At 72.4% G+C, this 14,790-nt stretch carries 15 protein-coding genes; 6 read left to right on the top strand and 9 right to left on the bottom strand.

Going from position 1 to position 14,790, the window contains the following annotated elements:
* Positions 1 to 48 precede the first annotated feature (48 nt).
* Positions 49 to 660: a TetR/AcrR family transcriptional regulator gene (locus MUY22_RS21920; protein ID WP_247062095.1), complete on the top strand. Its 612-nt coding sequence runs from the start codon at positions 49 to 51 to the stop codon at positions 658 to 660.
* A gap of 30 nt (positions 661 to 690) precedes the next feature.
* Here the strand turns inward: MUY22_RS21920 and recG are convergent, their stop codons facing one another.
* Together recG and MUY22_RS21910 are read right to left on the bottom strand one after the other, a co-directional pair.
* Positions 691 to 2,844, bottom strand: coding sequence for an ATP-dependent DNA helicase RecG (gene recG / locus MUY22_RS21915; protein ID WP_247062093.1), 2,154 nt, complete (start codon positions 2,842 to 2,844; stop codon positions 691 to 693).
* A 2-nt stretch (positions 2,845 to 2,846) separates the two neighbouring features.
* The gene (locus MUY22_RS21910) at positions 2,847 to 4,421 is read right to left on the bottom strand and encodes a DAK2 domain-containing protein (protein WP_247062091.1); all 1,575 of its coding nucleotides are present in this window, start codon (positions 4,419 to 4,421) and stop codon (positions 2,847 to 2,849) included.
* Between the two features lie 134 nt (positions 4,422 to 4,555).
* On the opposite strand from MUY22_RS21910, the gene rpmB reads away from it, so the two are divergent.
* Entirely contained in the window at positions 4,556 to 4,747 is a 192-nt protein-coding gene (rpmB, locus tag MUY22_RS21905; protein ID WP_247062089.1) for a 50S ribosomal protein L28, read from the top strand.
* Between the two features lie 149 nt (positions 4,748 to 4,896).
* On the opposite strand, the gene MUY22_RS21900 is transcribed toward rpmB, so the two are convergent.
* From MUY22_RS21900 to MUY22_RS21890, 3 genes are read right to left on the bottom strand one after another with little or no spacing between them, the layout of a single operon-like run.
* The gene (locus tag MUY22_RS21900; RefSeq protein WP_247062087.1) at positions 4,897 to 5,667 is read right to left on the bottom strand and encodes an alpha/beta fold hydrolase; all 771 of its coding nucleotides are present in this window, start codon (positions 5,665 to 5,667) and stop codon (positions 4,897 to 4,899) included.
* A gap of 57 nt (positions 5,668 to 5,724) precedes the next feature.
* A complete protein-coding gene (locus MUY22_RS21895; RefSeq protein ID WP_247062086.1) occupies positions 5,725 to 6,402 on the bottom strand; it encodes a uracil-DNA glycosylase in 678 nt (225 codons plus the stop codon).
* Between the two features lie 30 nt (positions 6,403 to 6,432).
* Entirely contained in the window at positions 6,433 to 6,963 is a 531-nt protein-coding gene (locus MUY22_RS21890) for a gamma carbonic anhydrase family protein (RefSeq protein WP_247062085.1), read from the bottom strand.
* A 92-nt stretch (positions 6,964 to 7,055) separates the two neighbouring features.
* Between MUY22_RS21890 and MUY22_RS21885 the strand changes: the two genes are divergently transcribed.
* On the top strand, positions 7,056 to 8,210 hold the full coding sequence (locus MUY22_RS21885; protein ID WP_247062084.1) for a glycoside hydrolase family 27 protein: 1,155 nt from the start codon (positions 7,056 to 7,058) through the stop codon (positions 8,208 to 8,210).
* Here MUY22_RS21885 and MUY22_RS21880 read toward each other — a convergent pair.
* Both MUY22_RS21880 and MUY22_RS21875 read right to left on the bottom strand, forming a co-directional pair.
* Positions 8,197 to 8,676, bottom strand: a complete 480-nt coding sequence (locus MUY22_RS21880; RefSeq protein WP_247062083.1) for a GNAT family N-acetyltransferase — start codon at positions 8,674 to 8,676, stop codon at positions 8,197 to 8,199. The genes MUY22_RS21885 and MUY22_RS21880 overlap by 14 nt on opposite strands.
* A gap of 16 nt (positions 8,677 to 8,692) precedes the next feature.
* A complete protein-coding gene (locus tag MUY22_RS21875; RefSeq protein ID WP_247062082.1) occupies positions 8,693 to 9,649 on the bottom strand; it encodes a thiamine-phosphate kinase in 957 nt (318 codons plus the stop codon).
* A 155-nt stretch (positions 9,650 to 9,804) separates the two neighbouring features.
* On the opposite strand from MUY22_RS21875, the gene MUY22_RS21870 reads away from it, so the two are divergent.
* Both MUY22_RS21870 and MUY22_RS21865 read left to right on the top strand, forming a co-directional pair.
* Complete coding sequence (locus MUY22_RS21870) at positions 9,805 to 10,038, top strand: Lrp/AsnC family transcriptional regulator (RefSeq protein WP_125306405.1); 234 nt, start codon at positions 9,805 to 9,807, stop codon at positions 10,036 to 10,038.
* Positions 10,039 to 10,057: 19 nt separating this feature from the next.
* Complete coding sequence (locus MUY22_RS21865) at positions 10,058 to 10,594, top strand: DUF3515 domain-containing protein (protein ID WP_247062081.1); 537 nt, start codon at positions 10,058 to 10,060, stop codon at positions 10,592 to 10,594.
* Between the two features lie 61 nt (positions 10,595 to 10,655).
* Here the strand turns inward: MUY22_RS21865 and MUY22_RS21860 are convergent, their stop codons facing one another.
* Together MUY22_RS21860 and MUY22_RS21855 are read right to left on the bottom strand one after the other, a co-directional pair.
* A complete protein-coding gene (locus tag MUY22_RS21860; RefSeq protein ID WP_247062079.1) occupies positions 10,656 to 11,750 on the bottom strand; it encodes a D-alanine--D-alanine ligase family protein in 1,095 nt (364 codons plus the stop codon).
* A gap of 928 nt (positions 11,751 to 12,678) precedes the next feature.
* Positions 12,679 to 14,049 carry a PLP-dependent aminotransferase family protein gene (locus MUY22_RS21855; RefSeq protein WP_247062078.1) on the bottom strand — a complete coding sequence of 457 codons (1,371 nt, stop codon included), beginning with the start codon at positions 14,047 to 14,049 and terminating at the stop codon, positions 12,679 to 12,681.
* A gap of 81 nt (positions 14,050 to 14,130) precedes the next feature.
* Between MUY22_RS21855 and MUY22_RS21850 the strand changes: the two genes are divergently transcribed.
* A complete protein-coding gene (locus MUY22_RS21850) occupies positions 14,131 to 14,775 on the top strand; it encodes a pyridoxamine 5'-phosphate oxidase family protein (protein ID WP_247062077.1) in 645 nt (214 codons plus the stop codon).
* Positions 14,776 to 14,790: the final 15 nt, after the last annotated feature.

The following is a 14,790-nucleotide window of genomic DNA, read 5'->3' as shown; positions in this document are numbered from 1 at the left end:
CCTTTCGGGCGGGCATACTGGACGGCACTAACGCAACGGGAGTGGCACTTGGAGACCATCGGCACGCAGCGCCCGGGCGGCCGCACCGAGCGGACCCGCCGCGCCGCCCTCGACGCGACCCTGGAGCTGCTCGGCGAGCGCGGGTACGCGGAGCTGACGGTCGAGGCCGTGGCCGAACGCTCCGGCGTCCACAAGACGACGCTGTACCGCCGCTGGGAGTCCGCCGAAGGCCTGGTCGCGGCGGCGCTGCTGATGGGCACCGAGCAGGAGTGGGCCGCGCCGGACACCGGGTCCCTCGAAGGCGACCTGCGCGAGGTCAACCGGGAGCTGGTGCACTTCTTCACCGAGCCGGGCCTGCGCGAGCTGCCGATCGCGTCGATCTCGGCGGCGTTCCTCTCGACCCGCGCGGCGGACGCCCTGGAGGAGTTCTACGTCGACCGCCACGCGCGGTCGGCCCCGATCGTCGAGCGAGCCGTGGCCCGGGGCGAGGTTCCGGCCGGGACGGACGCCGTCGAGGTCGTGCGCGTCGCCTGCGGACCGGTCTTCTACCGCCTGTTCGTCTCCCGCGAAGGCGTCACGCCGCGGGACGCCGACGTCGCCGCGGCGGCAGCGGCGGCCGCCGCGAAAGCCGGGGTGTTCGTCACGGCAACGGACGGCTGATCGCGCGCGTGGCGGGCTGGACCACGGCGGTCACGACTTCTCCAGGTACTCCGCGCGTTCGACGTCGACGACGTCGGCGACCATCTGGGCCAGCCCGGGGAACTTCGAGATCGCCGGGTCCTTCTCGACGATCTCCTGCGCCCGCGCACGCGACTCCGCGATGACGTCCTCGTCCCGCAGCAGGGAAAGCAGCTTCAGCGTGGACCGCTTCCCGGACTGCGCGGCGCCGAGGATGTCACCCTCGCGGCGCAGCTCCAGATCGAGGCGGGACAGCTCGAACCCGTCCGTGGTCGACTCGACCGCCGCCAGCCGTTCGCGGGTCGTCGTGCCGTCGAGAGCCTCCGTGACCAGCAGGCACAGCCCCGGCACGCTGCCCCGGCCGACGCGGCCGCGCAGCTGGTGCAGCTGGCTGATCCCGAACCGGTCGGCGTCCATGATCACCATCGCCGTCGAGTTCGGCACGTTGACGCCGACCTCGATCACGGTGGTGGCCACGAGCACGTCCAGCTCCCCCGCGGCGAAGGCGCGCATCACGGCGTCCTTGTCGTCCGCGGGCATCCGGCCGTGCAGCACGGCGATGCGCAACCCCTTGAGCGGCCCCTCCACCAGCTGCGGCGCGATGTCGAGGACGGCGACCGGCGGCCGCTTGTCGCTCTTGTCCGACGGCGGCTCGTCGCCGATCCGCGGGCACACGATGTAGGCCTGGTGCCCCTTGGACACCTCTTCGGTGACGCGCTGCCAGACGCGGTCCATCCACGCCGGCTTCTCCGCCACCGGGACGACCGTCGTGCTGATCGGCGACCGGCCGACCGGCATCTCGCGCAGCGCGGAGATCTCCAGGTCGCCGTAGACGGTCATGGCGACCGTGCGCGGGATCGGCGTCGCGGTCATCACCAGCACGTGCGGGCTGGTGCCCTCGCTGCCGCGCGTGCGCAGGGCGTCGCGCTGCTCGACGCCGAAGCGGTGCTGCTCGTCGACGACGGCCAGGCCGAGGTCCGCGAACTGCACGGTCTCCTGGATGAGCGCGTGCGTGCCGACGATGATGCCCGCCTCGCCGCTCATGGCCTCCAGCAACGCTTTCTTGCGTTCCTTCGCGCCCATCGACCCGGTGAGCAGCGTGACGCGGGTGGCCTTCTCGGCCGCGCCCAGCTCGCCGGCCTGCGCGAGGTCGCCGAGCATCTCGCGCAGCGACCGCGCGTGCTGCGCGGCGAGCACCTCGGTCGGCGCCAGCAGCGCGGACTGCCGCCCGTTGTCGACCACCTGCAGCATCGCCCGCAGCGCCACGATCGTCTTGCCCGACCCGACCTCGCCCTGCAGCAGCCGGTTCATCGGGTGCTCGGTCGCCAGGTCGCCGGCGATCTCGTCGCCGATGCCGCGCTGGCCCGCGGTGAGGTCGAACGGGAGCCGCTTGTCGAAGGCGTCCATGATCCCGCCGTCGACGTGCGGGTTCGCCTTGGCCGGACGGGAGATCGCGGAATGCCGGCGCTGCGCGAAGATCAGCTGCACGGCCATCGCTTCGTCCCACTTGAGGCGCTTGCGCGACGCCTCCAGGTGCGCCCAGTTCTCCGGGCGGTGGATGCCGCGCAGCGCGTTTTCGAGGTCCCCCAGGTGCTGGAGCCGCAGCAGCTCCGGCGGCATCGGGTCCTCGTCGACGTCGAGGACGTCGAGCACCTGGCGCACGCACTTGGCGATCGACCACGTCGGCATGCCTTGCGCCGCCGGGTAAACGGGGATGATGGCGGCGAGGAAGTCGTCCATCGCCTCGGCTTCGCGGTCGGCCTCGAACAGCTCGTACTCGGGGTTGGTCAGCTGCAGGGTGTCGCGGAACGCCGAGACCTTGCCGGCGAACAGCCCGGACTTGCCCGGCACCAGGTCCTTCTCCCGCCAGGCCTGGTTGAAGAAGGCGCACGTGAGCCGGCGCTTCCCGTCGGTGATCACCATGTCGATGATGGTCCCGTTGCGGGCCTTCATCCGGCGCTTGCTCACCTTTTCGATGCGCGCCAGCACGGTCGCGTGCTCGCCCAGCTCGAGGCCGGCGATGTCGGTCAGCTCACCGCGCTCGGCGTAGCGGCGCGGGTAGTGGCGCAGCAGGTCGCTGACCGTCTCGATGTCCAGCGCCGTGGCGAGCGCCTTCGCCGTCTTGGCACCCAGCAGCAACGGCAGCTTGTCGCGCAGTCCGGCCATCGCTATTCGACTCCCATCAGCAGCACGGCGTCCGCCTGCCCACCCGCGTACCCGGCCAGCTCCACCTCGGGGTGCTCCAGCCGAAGCTGCTCCGCGAGCTCTTCGGCGACCCCCGGCGGCGCGGCCGCCCCGCTCAGCACCGTCACCAGTTCCCCGCCCAGCGCCAGCATCCGGTTCAGCACCTTCATCGCCGCCGCGACGAGGTTGGTCTCCGACGCCGGGGCGGCCTCGATGAGCACCACCTCGTCGTCGACCAGGCCGACCACGTCGCCGGACTGGGCCCGGCCCACCCAGGTTAGCGACTCCTCCTGCGCGATCCGCAGTTCGCCACGCCTGGTCGCGGCGGCCGCCTCGGCCATCGCGACGACGTCGTCGTTGGTGCGGCGCCCGGCGTCGTGCACGGCCAGCGCCGCGAGCACCTGCACCGGCGACGTGCAGGGGATGACCACGACGTCCCGGTCGGCGGCCATCGCGTGGCCCGCAGCGGTGTCGGCCGCCGCGGTCAGCGCGACCCCGCCCGGCAGCACCGTGACGTGCCGGCCGGCGGCCTCGTTGAGCAGGCCGATCATGTCCTCGACGCTCGGCGTGGTGCCTTCGGGCACTTCGAGGACCGGGATGCTCTCGGCGCGCAGCACTTCGGCCAGCCCGCCGCCGTGCACGACGGCGACGACCGTGCGGTCGATCCCGCCGCCGGGCTCGATCGGCGTCGGCGTGAGCAGCGGTTCGACGCGGATCCGGCGCGGCCGGCCCAGCGTCAGCCCGGCCTCGATGGCGGCGCCGATGTCGGCGCAGTGGACGTGCACGGCGTGGCTGCCCGAGCCGTCGCCGGCCACGGTGACGCTGTCGCCGAGGCCGCCCAGCTCCTTGCGCAGGGTCGGCAGGCTCGCCTCGTCGACGCCGTCCAGCAGGTACATGACCTCCCAGGCGTAGACCTCGTCCGCCACCACCGGCACCTCGAGCGCGTGGTCCTGCTCGACCGCGGTGCCGGTGAGCACCCCGACCAGCGCGTCGAGGACGGCGACGAGCCCGCGGGCCCCGGCGTCGACGACCCCGGCCTTGGCCAGCGCGGGCAGCTGGAGCGGCGTCTTCTCGAGCGCGTGCGCGGCTTCCTGCGCGGCGGTTCGCGCCACTTCGCCGAGCGGACGCGTATCGCCGCGGACGGCGAGGGCGACGGCGTGCAGGACGGTCAGGATGGTCCCGGCGACCGGCCGGCTCACGGCCCCGGTGGCGACCTCGTCGGCGTGCCCCAGCGCGGCGGCCAGCCACGGGCCGTCCAGCTCGCCTTCGGCCCGGTCGGCCAGCCCGCGCACGACCTGGGAGAGGATCACGCCGGAGTTGCCCTTGGCCGAGGCGACGGCCCCGCGCGCGAGGACCCTCAGCGCGTCGGCGGCGGTCTCCGGCGCGGCGGTCCTGAGTTCGGCGGCCGCGCCGGTCATCGTGAAGAGCATGTTGGAGCCGGTGTCGGAGTCCGCCACGGGGTAGACGTTGATCCCGTCGATGGCCGGCCGCAGGCTCGCCAGGCTGCGCACACAACCCGCAGCCCAGGCCGACACCGCCGCCGCGTCCAGCACCCGCACCCGTGACCTCCTCGCCGTTCCCGGGGCGAGCGTATCGACCCCGTGCGGAACCCGGCGGAGCCACTGGTTACTATGGTCGAGTTGCCCAGTGCGTCTGGGCTCATCTCTATGACCCAGATCCAAAGGAGTTCGACGTGGCTGCCGTGTGCGACGTCTGTGGCAAGGGACCCGGCTTCGGCAAGTCGGTCTCGCACTCCCACCGGCGTACCAACCGCCGGTGGAACCCGAACATCCAGACCGTCCACGCCAAGGTGGGTATTTCCCAGCGCAAGCGCCTGAACGTGTGCACCTCGTGCATCAAGGCGGGCAAGGTCGTCCGGGGCTGACGCGAGAATTTTCGAATGGCGGGTGCTCTCTGGAGCACCCGCCATTTTTTTGTGCCGCCGGCCCAGGTCAAAGCCGTGAAGGCCTCCTTCCCGGCTCTTATGGCCGGTAAGGAGGCCTTCACGGCTTTTGGCTTCCGGAGGTCGGCCCGCTACTTCAGGAAGTCGACCAGCAGGTCGCGCAGGGACTCCGGGTGCTGCAGCACTCCGTGGTCCTGGCCAGGGAGGGTCTCGTGACGGGCGCCGGGGACCGCCGACGCCGCGACGCGGGCTCCTGACTGCAGCTTCTCCGGGCTGGCGCCGCCGCCGATGACCAACGTCGGGGCCGTGATGCGGGCCAGGTGGTCCTTGCGCGGGTGGGCGCCCGGGCCGCAGATCTCCAGGTCGTACGGCAGCGTGTGCGCCAGCGACGTGAACCAGCCCCACACCGGGGCCCGCTTCATCCCTTCGATGACCTCCGGCGGGGTGCCCGCGACCTCCAGGAACGTCGCCGCCGCGCCGTCGCGGTCGCCCGCGGCGATCTGCGCGGCCACCTTCTCCGTGACGTCGGGGCGTGACTCCGCGTCGGTCGCGTACGGCGGCTCGTACGCCACCAGCTTCTCGATCGCCAGGCCCGCTCCGGCCGCCTCCAGGGCCAGCACCGCGCCCGACGAGTGGCCGAACACCGACGCCGTCCCGCCGGCCTCGGCGATCAGCGCCGCGATGTCCTCGATCTCCCGCTCGACGGCGTACGGGCCGGTGTCACCACTGTCGCCGCGACCACGACGGTCGTACACGATCGTCGTGAAGTCCGCGGCCAGGACCTCGGCCAGGCCGGCGACCGTGGTCCGGTCGTTGAACGCGCCGCCGACCAGGATCACGGGCGCGCCCGTGCCGCGCTGGTCGTAGGCGATGGTCGTGCCGTCGGCCGATGTGACGTTCATGAGCCCTCCCAAGGTTTCCCCCTGGTCGGAGCCGTCACTCCGATCCGGACACCGAACCTACGGGAGCTTCCACTCGACCGGCGCGGCGCCCTGCTGCTCCAGCAGCTCGTTGGCGCGGCTGAACGGGCGCGACCCGAAGAAGCCGTTGTGCGCCGACAGCGGGCTCGGGTGCGCCGACTCGATGCACGGCACCTCGCCCAGCATCGGGCGCAGGTTGCGGGCGTTGCGGCCCCAGAGGATCGCCACCATCGGCTCCGACCGGGCCGCGAGGGCCTTGATCGCCTGCTCGGTGACGTCTTCCCAGCCCTTGCCCTGGTGCGAGTTCGACTTGCCCGGCTGCACCGTCAGCGCCCTGTTCAGCAGCAGGACGCCCTGGTCGGCCCACGGCGTCAGGTCGCCGTTCGACGGCAGCGGGTGGCCGAGGTCCTCGGCGTACTCCTTGTAGATGTTGATGAGGCTCTTCGGGATCGGCCGGACGTCCGGCGCCACCGAGAAGCTCAGGCCGACGGCGTGCCCGGGCGTCGGGTACGGGTCCTGGCCGACGATCAGCACCCGGACGTCGTGGAACGGCTGCTGGAACGCCCGCAGCACGTGCTCACCCGCCGGCAGGTACGTGCGGCCCGCGGCGATCTCCGCGCGGAGGAACTCCCCCATCGCGGCGACCTGCGGCGCCACCGGTTCCAGGGCTTTCGCCCAGCCTGCCTCGACGATGTCCTGCAGCGCTCGTGCGGTCACGGGCGGCGAGCTTACCGGCCGTGGCCGCCGTCACTCGCGCGGGTCGAGCCGCCGCAGCTCGACGCGGAACCGCTGCGCCCGCTCGACGTACGAATCCACCACGAGGGCGATGCTCTCGGGCCCGAAGGACTTGTTCTCCCGCGTCTTCGCGGGCACGCCGAGCGCGATCTCGCCAGTCTTGACGTACGAGCCGTACGACAGCACCGCGCCCGCGCCGACCATGCCGCCGTCCTCGACCACCGTGCCGTTCAGCACCACCGAGCCGGACGCGATCAGGCAGCCGGTGCCGATCTTCGCGCCCTCGATGTGCACCGCGTGCCCCACCGCGGACGACGGACCGAGGATCGTCGGGTGCTGCTCGGTGCAGTGCAGGACGCAGCCGTCCTGGACGTTGGACCGCTCGCCGATCTCGATGTACCCGTGGTCGCCGCGCAGCACGGTCTGCGGCCACACCGACGCGTGGGCGGCGATCCGGACGTCGCCGATGACCGTCGCGTCCGGGTGGACGTAGGCATCGGGGTGGATCGTCGGTTCGAGCGAACCGAGCGCGTAAATGGGCATGCCGCCTCCGGGTGACCGCGGTTTCACGTGCTCTGCGATTGGATCACGTCATCGACCCGAGGCAGCACACCCGTCCGAGAAGCACGCTCCTCGTGCTCCTGCTCGTCGTGCTGACCTGGCTGTTGAGCGCGCCCGTCGCGTCGCCGGCGCCGGCGAACGGCCTGGCCACGACGCCGCCGATGGGCTGGAACAGCTGGAACCAGGTCCGCTGTTACGACCTCACCGAGGACGTCGTCAGGAAGGCCGTCGACGCGCTCGCGGACGACGGCCTGCGCGACGCCGGGTACCGCTACGTCGTCGTCGACGACTGCTGGCAGGCCCCCGCGCGCGCCGCCGACGGCTCCCTGCGGGCCGATCCGGCGCGGTTCCCGCACGGCATCGCCGACCTCGCCGACTACGTCCACTCGCGCGGCCTGCTGTTCGGGATCTACGCCGTGCCGGGCAGCCGGACCTGCGCGATGGCCAACGACGCCTACCCCGCGGCCGGCATCGGCTCGCTCGGCCACGAGCGGCAGGACGCCGAGACGTTCGGCCGCTGGGGCGTCGACTACCTCAAGTACGACTGGTGCAACGCCGACACCGTCGACGGCCTCGACCGGCGGGCGGCGTTCGAGAAGATGCGCGACGCGTTGGCCGCGCTCCCCCGCCCGATCGTCTACGCGATCTCCGAATACGGCGTCTCCAGCCCGTGGACCTGGGCGCGGCCGGTGGCGAACCTGTGGCGGACCACCTACGACCTGACCCCGACCTGGGACTCCGTGCTCGCGACGATCGACCAGCAGGCCGCCGTCGCCGTCCACAGCGGCTCGCCCGGCGGCTGGAACGACCCGGACATGCTGCAGGTCGGCAACGGCACGCTGACCGCCGACGAGGCCCGTGCGCACTTCAGCGTCTGGGCCGTGCTGAACGCGCCGCTGTTCGCCGGGACCGATCCGGCGAAGCTGGGCGACGACGACCTCGCGACGCTGGGCAACCCCGAGGCGATCGCCGTCGACCAGGACTTCGCGGGCGGCCAGGGCCGTCAGCTCGCGGCCGGGCCCGGCTACCAGGTGTGGGGCAAACCCCTGTCCGGCGGCGGGTTCGCGGTGGTGCTGCTCAACACCGGCACCACCACCGCGACCGTGTCCGCGACGGTCCCGGGCGCCTGGAACGTCCGGGATCTCTGGGCCCACCAGGACGTGGGAACCGCGATCTCCGCGTCCCTGCGCCCGCACGCCGCGGCCCTGCTGAAGCTCACGCCCCGCTGAGGTCCTTGGCGTAACACCGGCTGTCCGGCTCGTTCTTGTAGATCCCGAAGCCGGGGATCTCGACGTAGCCCGACGACGCGTAGAGCGCGATCGCCTCCGGCTGCTTGGTGCCGGTTTCCAGCACCGCGCGCTTGCGGCCGGACAACGCCGCCGTGCGCTCCAGCTCGAACAGGATCATCCGCGCGAACCCGCGGCCCCGCGCGGAGTCGGCGACGTACATCCGCTTGAACTCGGCGTCGCCGTCCCGGAAGCCGGGGGCGGGGCCGTCGTGCGCGCGCCACGCTCCACAAGCGACGGCTTCGTCACCCTGGTAGCCGATGAGGAACAGGCCCTGCGGCGGGTCGAACTGCGCGGGGTCCATCGGGGTGGCGTCTTCGTCGCCGTAGCGCTCGACGTAAACCTGTTGCACCGCGGCCATGAGCTTGGCCGCGTCGGGGTGGTCGTAGGGGACCGGAACGATTCTCACGTTCGCAGAGCCTAGATCAGCGCCAGTGCGTCCAGCCGCCTTCGCGTGTGGAAGGCTTGCCGTCCACGGTGATCCCCGAGTCCGGCATGGTCGCGACGCCGATGGTGCGCCAGCCCTCCGGCAGCTCGGTGAACGACGGGAACGTGGCCACCAGGGCGTGGTCCTCGCCGCCGGTGAGGACCCAGTCGAGCGGGTCCGCGCCCAGCGCGGCGCCGACTTCGGTGAGCCGGGCCGGGACGTCGAGGTCGGCGGTGCGGACGTCGATGCCGACGCCGGACGCCTCGGCGATGTGCCCGAGGTCGGCCAGGAGCCCGTCGGAGACGTCGATCATGGCCGTGGCCCCGGCGAGCGCGGCGCGTGGCCCGGCCTCGTACGGCGGCTCCGGGGCACGCTGGGCGTTGACGACGCCGACCGGGGACCGGAAGCCGCGGCCGAGCACGGCCAGCCCCGCGGCCGCCCAGCCGAGCTTCCCGCAGACCGCGACGACGTCGCCGGGGCGGGCCCCCGAGCGCGTCACCGGTTCGCGGTCGCCGAGGTCGCCGAGCGCGGTGACGCTGATCACGAGCTGGTCGGCGCGGACCATGTCACCGCCGGAGACGCCGACGCCGGCGCGTTCGGCCTCGGCCCACATGCCGTCGGCCAGCGCGGTGATCACCTCGCGCGGGGTGTCGGGCGGGCAGGCGATGCCGACGAGAACGGACGTCGGCGCGGCGCCCATGGCGGCGATGTCGGCCAGGTTGACCGCGACGGCCTTGCGCCCGACCTGCTCCGGGGCGGACCAGTCGAGCCGGAAGTGCACCCCCTGCACCAGGACGTCCGTGCTGGCGACCACGCGCCCGTCGGGGGCGGCGATCACGGCGGCGTCGTCGCCGGGGCCGAGCAGTGTGCCCGGGGGCTGGCGGCGTCCTTCCGTGACGGCTCGGATGAGCGCGAACTCCCCGGTCTCGGCGACCGTTGCGTCGTTCGGTGACACCGGTCACCTCTGCTTTCTCTACCGGGACAAAGATCGATCACCGATAGTCGGATGCCCTATGTTTTTGCGTGAGCTGGCGATACGTTGCTGGCTGAGAACGTTCCTGCTCCCAAGTTCCTACCCTGAGCCGATCGATCCCGACGAAAGGGCGCGCCGTGGTCCACGCATACATCCTCATCCAGACCGAGGTCGGCAAGGCGGCCGCGGTGGCGGCCGAGATCTCGAGCATCCCTGGTGTGACCAGCTCGGAGGATGTCACCGGCCCGTACGACGTCATCGTGCGCGCGGCCGCCGACAGCGTGGACCAGCTGGGCCAGCTCGTGGTCGCGAAGGTGCAGAACGTGGAAGGCATCACCCGGACGCTGACCTGCCCGGTCGTGCATCTCTGAGGAGTGGTGTAGTGGTCGGGTGCCCGACTCCGACACCGGCGCGCCACCCAGGGTGGTGCTCGTCACCGCGGCCGCGCTCGCCGTGGCCTTGGCGGTCGCCGTGGCCGTCTTCGCCCTGACTCACCGTTCTCCGGATCCCGCGGCCGGCCCGCTGCCGCTGGTCTCCGTGCCCGCCCCGGCGGCGGCGTCCCCGGCCTGCAAAACGCTGCTGGGCGCGGTGCCGACCGAACTGACGTCGAACGGGTCATCGCTGCCGCTGCGCACCCTGGCCGACCCGGCCCCGCCGGCGACGGTGGCGTGGGGCACGACCGACCCGCTGGTGCTCCGGTGCGGCCTGGACCGCCCGCCGGAGCTGACCCCGACGTCACAGCTGAGGCTGGTGAACGGCGTCCAGTGGCTGCAGGTCCCGGGCGAGGGCGCGTCGACGTGGTACGTGGTGGACCGCGAGGTCTACTCGGCCCTCACGGTGCCGGACAGCGCCGGAACGGGCCCGCTGCAGCAGATCTCGGACACGGTGGCCGCGAAGCTGCCCGCGCGCCCGCTGCGGTTCGGCTGAAAGCCGTGAAGGCCTCCTTCCCGGCTCTTATGGCCGGGAAGGAGGCCTTCACGGCTTTGGGCTAGCGGAGGCCGGTGCCGCGGGCGATCGCCGTCTCGATGAGGGTGGTCAGCAGGGTCGGGTAGTCGACGCCGGTGACCTCCCACATCTTCGGGTAGGCGGACTTCGTCGTGAAGCCGGGCATCGTGTTGACCTCGTTGATGCTCGGTTCGCCGTCGGCGCCCACGAAGAAGTCGACGCGGGCGAGGCCCTGGCAGTCCAGCGCGCGGAAGGCCTCGACGGCCATCGCGCGGAGCCTCTCGGTGACGGCGTCGTCGAGCTTGGCCGGGATGTCCAGCTCGGCGTCGTCACCCAGGTACTTGGTTTCGAAGTCGTACCAAGCGTTTTCGTCCTCGGACAGGACGCGGATCTCGGCCGGGAGCGACGCTTCGACGCGGCCGTCCGGGAACTCCAGGACACCGCACTCGACCTCACGGCCGACGACGGCCGCCTCGACGAGGACCTTCGGGTCGGTGGCACGGGCCAGCTCGATGGCGGCGTCCAGGTCGTCCCAGGACGTCACGCGGCTGATGCCGACGGAAGACCCGGCGCGCGACGGCTTCACGAACACCGGCAGTCCGAGCTTCGCACGGTCGTCGTCGTCCAAAGTGGACTGCCCCCGGCGGAGCGCGGCGAAGGTGCCGACTGGAAGTCCTTCGGCGGCCAGGAGCTTCTTCGCGGTCTCCTTGTCCATGGCGGCCGCGCTGGCGAGCACGCCAGGGCCGACGTACGGAATGCCGGCGAGCTCGAGCAGGCCCTGGATGGTGCCGTCCTCGCCGAAGGCGCCGTGCAGCACCGGGAAGACGACGTCCACCTGGGACAGCAGCTCGCTTTCCCGCCCCGGCTCGACGGCGACGAGCCCCTGGCTGGAGGGATCCCCGGCGAGCACGAGGTTCCTGCCGTCTTCGACGGACGGCAGCTCACGGCCGCGGATGGCGAGCTGAGCGGAGTCGCCGGTCCCGAGCACCCAGCGCCCTTCACGAGTGATGCCGACCGGGACGGCTTCGAACCGCTCCGGGTCGAGGTTCCCCAGGACACTGCCCGCGGACAGGCAGGAGATGGTGTGCTCGCTACTGCGCCCGCCGAACACGACCGCCACCCGGATCTTCTCGCTCATGGTGAGCCACCGTACCCGGTGACCTCGACGAACACCCCAGCCCCGTGCGACGGGCGAGAGGCTCCGAGCGCCGAACGCCGAACGCAACCCTCGCGGCCCAGGGACGTCGTTACCTACGAGGGGCCACTGTCAGCGCAGCAGCGAGACCGGTGTCGGCAGCAACACCGGCACCAACGCGGCAGCGCCGCGCCGAGCACTCCAGCGCAGCGGACTCGCCCTTTGCGGGCCGTACGCGGGTGTCGGCCGTCCATGAGTGTCAGCCTTACGCGAGTGCCGGCCATCCGTGAACAGCCCGACTGCCCGCCCAACCGTGGCCGTCCTGTGCATCCGCTCGGCTGGCCCATCCGCCCGATCCCTGGCCGGCCGTGCGGCCGCTCGGCTTCGCACACGTCCCTTGGCCGGTCCACACGTCCGCTCGGCTGGCTCGCCACTCCCCTGGCAGGCCCGTACGTCCGCTCGACTGGCCCGCCCGCCCGAACACAGCGACCGCCCTCCCAGGGGGTCCATCCCCGCTCCAGCGTATCCAGGCCGAACGACGAAATTTCGGGAAAGCCCCTCGCCAGACCCGGTTGTCCACATCACGGCCAGGCTGTGGACAACTATGGGGCCGCGCTCGACGACAGCCCGGCGCCCGGCCGCCATCACGGGTGCTCGGAAGGACGACCCGCGTGATCAAAGCCGGTACTCAGGTGCTTGAGAGCGGAGCCGCGTGACGGGAGGCGAGACTCGCGTGATCGGGAACGGAACTCGCGTGATCGGGAACGGAACTCGCGTGATCGGAGCCGGAACTCGGGTGCTTGAGAGCGGAGCCGCGTGACGGAAGGCGAGACTCGCGTGACGGGAAACGGAACTCGCGTGATCGAAGCCGGAACTCGCGAAAGGTGGGCCGGCGGCGGACTGCTGGCGAGCCGGCCGCCGGCACACCGTCTCAGCGCAGCAGCGAGACCAGCGTCGGCAGCGCCGACACCAGCGCCTCCCGCGTGCACCCCGCGTACCCGATCGCCACTCCGTGCGCCGTCGGGACTCCGGCGAAGTGCCGTGCCAGCCCGTCCAGCCGGATCCCCCGCCGCTCCGCCGTCGCGATCACCGACGCCTCCACCGAAGCCGACGGGAACGGGACCACCAGGTGCGCCCCGGCGTCGTCGCCGCGGAGGGGGATGCCCGCCGTTGCCAAGGCGCCCGCCAAGAGCGTCCGGCGTTCCGCCATCTCGCGGCGGATCTTGCGCAGGTGCCTTCCCAGGTCTCCGTTGCGCGCGAACTCGTACAGCACCCGCTGCCCCGCCGGCGACGGCCGCGTGCCCGTCAGGTCGCGGTACGCCAGCACCGCCGACGTGATCGCCTCCGGCGCCACCATCCAGCCCGCGCCCAGCGTCGGCGTCAGGATCTTCGACGTCGTCCCCAGGTGCGCCACCACGTCGGGCGCCAAGGAAGCCAGCATCGGCAGCGGCGCCACGTCGAAGCGCAGCTCGCCGTCGTAGTCGTCCTCGATCACCAACATCGAGGACGCTCGCGCCCGCTCGACCAGCGAAACCCGCCGCGCCGCGCTGAGCCGGCTGCCCATCGGGTACTGGTGCGCCGGCGAGCAGTACACCGCCCGCGCGTCCGCCGGGATCGCGTCCGGCCGCAGCCCTTCGAGATCCACCGGGACCCCGACGACCCGCATCCCCGCCCGGAGGAACGCCTGCACCGCGCGCTGGTAGCCGGGCTCTTCGACGGCGACGACGTCGCCGCGCTCCAGCACCGCCGAGGCCAGCTCGACGACCGCGGCGGTCGTCCCGCCGGTGGCCAGCACCGAACCCGCCGCCAGGCCGCGGTGGCGCAGCAGGTGCTCCGACACCGCCGCGCGGTACTCCGGCAGGCCCGCGCGGTGGGCGCGGATCAGCGGGTCCGGGTCGGCCGCGGCGCGCCACGCCCGGCGCCACGCCGCGCGGTCCAGCCCGGCCGCCCACGGCGTGCCCGGCCCGAGGTCCAGCAGGGACGGCGGCTCGGCGTCGGGAGCCGGGACAGCGGGCGCCGGGACCTCCGAAGCCGAAAACGACGGCGGCGTCGTCACGTACGTGCCCGAGCCGTGCCGCCCGGCGATCCAGCCCTCGGCGTGGAGCTGCTCGTACGCGGCCGACGTCACCGTCCGGCTGACGCCGAGCCGGCCGGCCAGCGCGCGGGTCGACGGCAGCCGGTCGCCGCCGCGCAGGTGCCCGGACGCCGCCGCCTCGCGCAGCGCGTCCGCGAGCTGGACGGCGAGCGGCGTGACGGACGCGCGGTCGAGGCTGACCGGGAGCGCGGTGTCGGCGTGGGTCACGGGGACCTCCTCAAGTGGACTTCCCAAGTGTACGAGAAGTGGACGTTTTCCGATGCCACTGCCGGGAGAGACGCTGGTCGCATGCTTTCCACCACGCCCCGCACCACGCTCGGCCGCAAGAAGAACCGGGCCGTCACCGACCGCGCCGTGCTGCACGCCGTGCTGGACGACGGCCTGATCTGCCACCTCGGCGTCGTCCGCGACGGCGTCCCGCTGGTCCTGCCCACCGGCTACGGCCGCGACGGCGACACGCTCTACCTGCACGGTTCCACCGGCGCGTCGAGCCTCCGGAAAGCCACCCAGGACCTCGACGTCTGCGTCACGGTGACGCTGCTCGACGGCATCGTCTACGCGCGGTCGGTGAACAACCACTCGATGAACTACCGCAGCGCCGTGATCCTCGGGAAGGCGCGGCTCGTCACCGACGCCGAGGCGAAGATGCACGGCCTCAAGGTGCTCACCGACCACCTCGCGCCCGGTTCGTGGGAGCACGCGCGCGAGGTCAACGCGAAGGAGTTCGCCGCGGTGTCGGTGCTCTCCCTCGACCTGGCCGAGGCGTCGGTGAAGATGCGCGCGGAAGGCCCGGACGACGAGCCGGACGACGTCGGCGCGGACACCGCGTGGGCCGGGGTCCTGCCGGTCCGGACGGTCTTCGGCGAGCCCGAGCCGTCCACCGACCTCTCCCCCGGCTGGGTGATTCCCCCGCACGTCACCGATCGGGAGTAGCCCGCTGTCGATCCG

It is taken from the genome of Amycolatopsis sp. WQ 127309, from assembly GCF_023023025.1.
Classification (GTDB): domain Bacteria; phylum Actinomycetota; class Actinomycetes; order Mycobacteriales; family Pseudonocardiaceae; genus Amycolatopsis.
The sequence above is the reverse complement of the archived record's forward strand: the minus strand, read 5'-3'. Positions and strand labels throughout refer to the sequence as shown.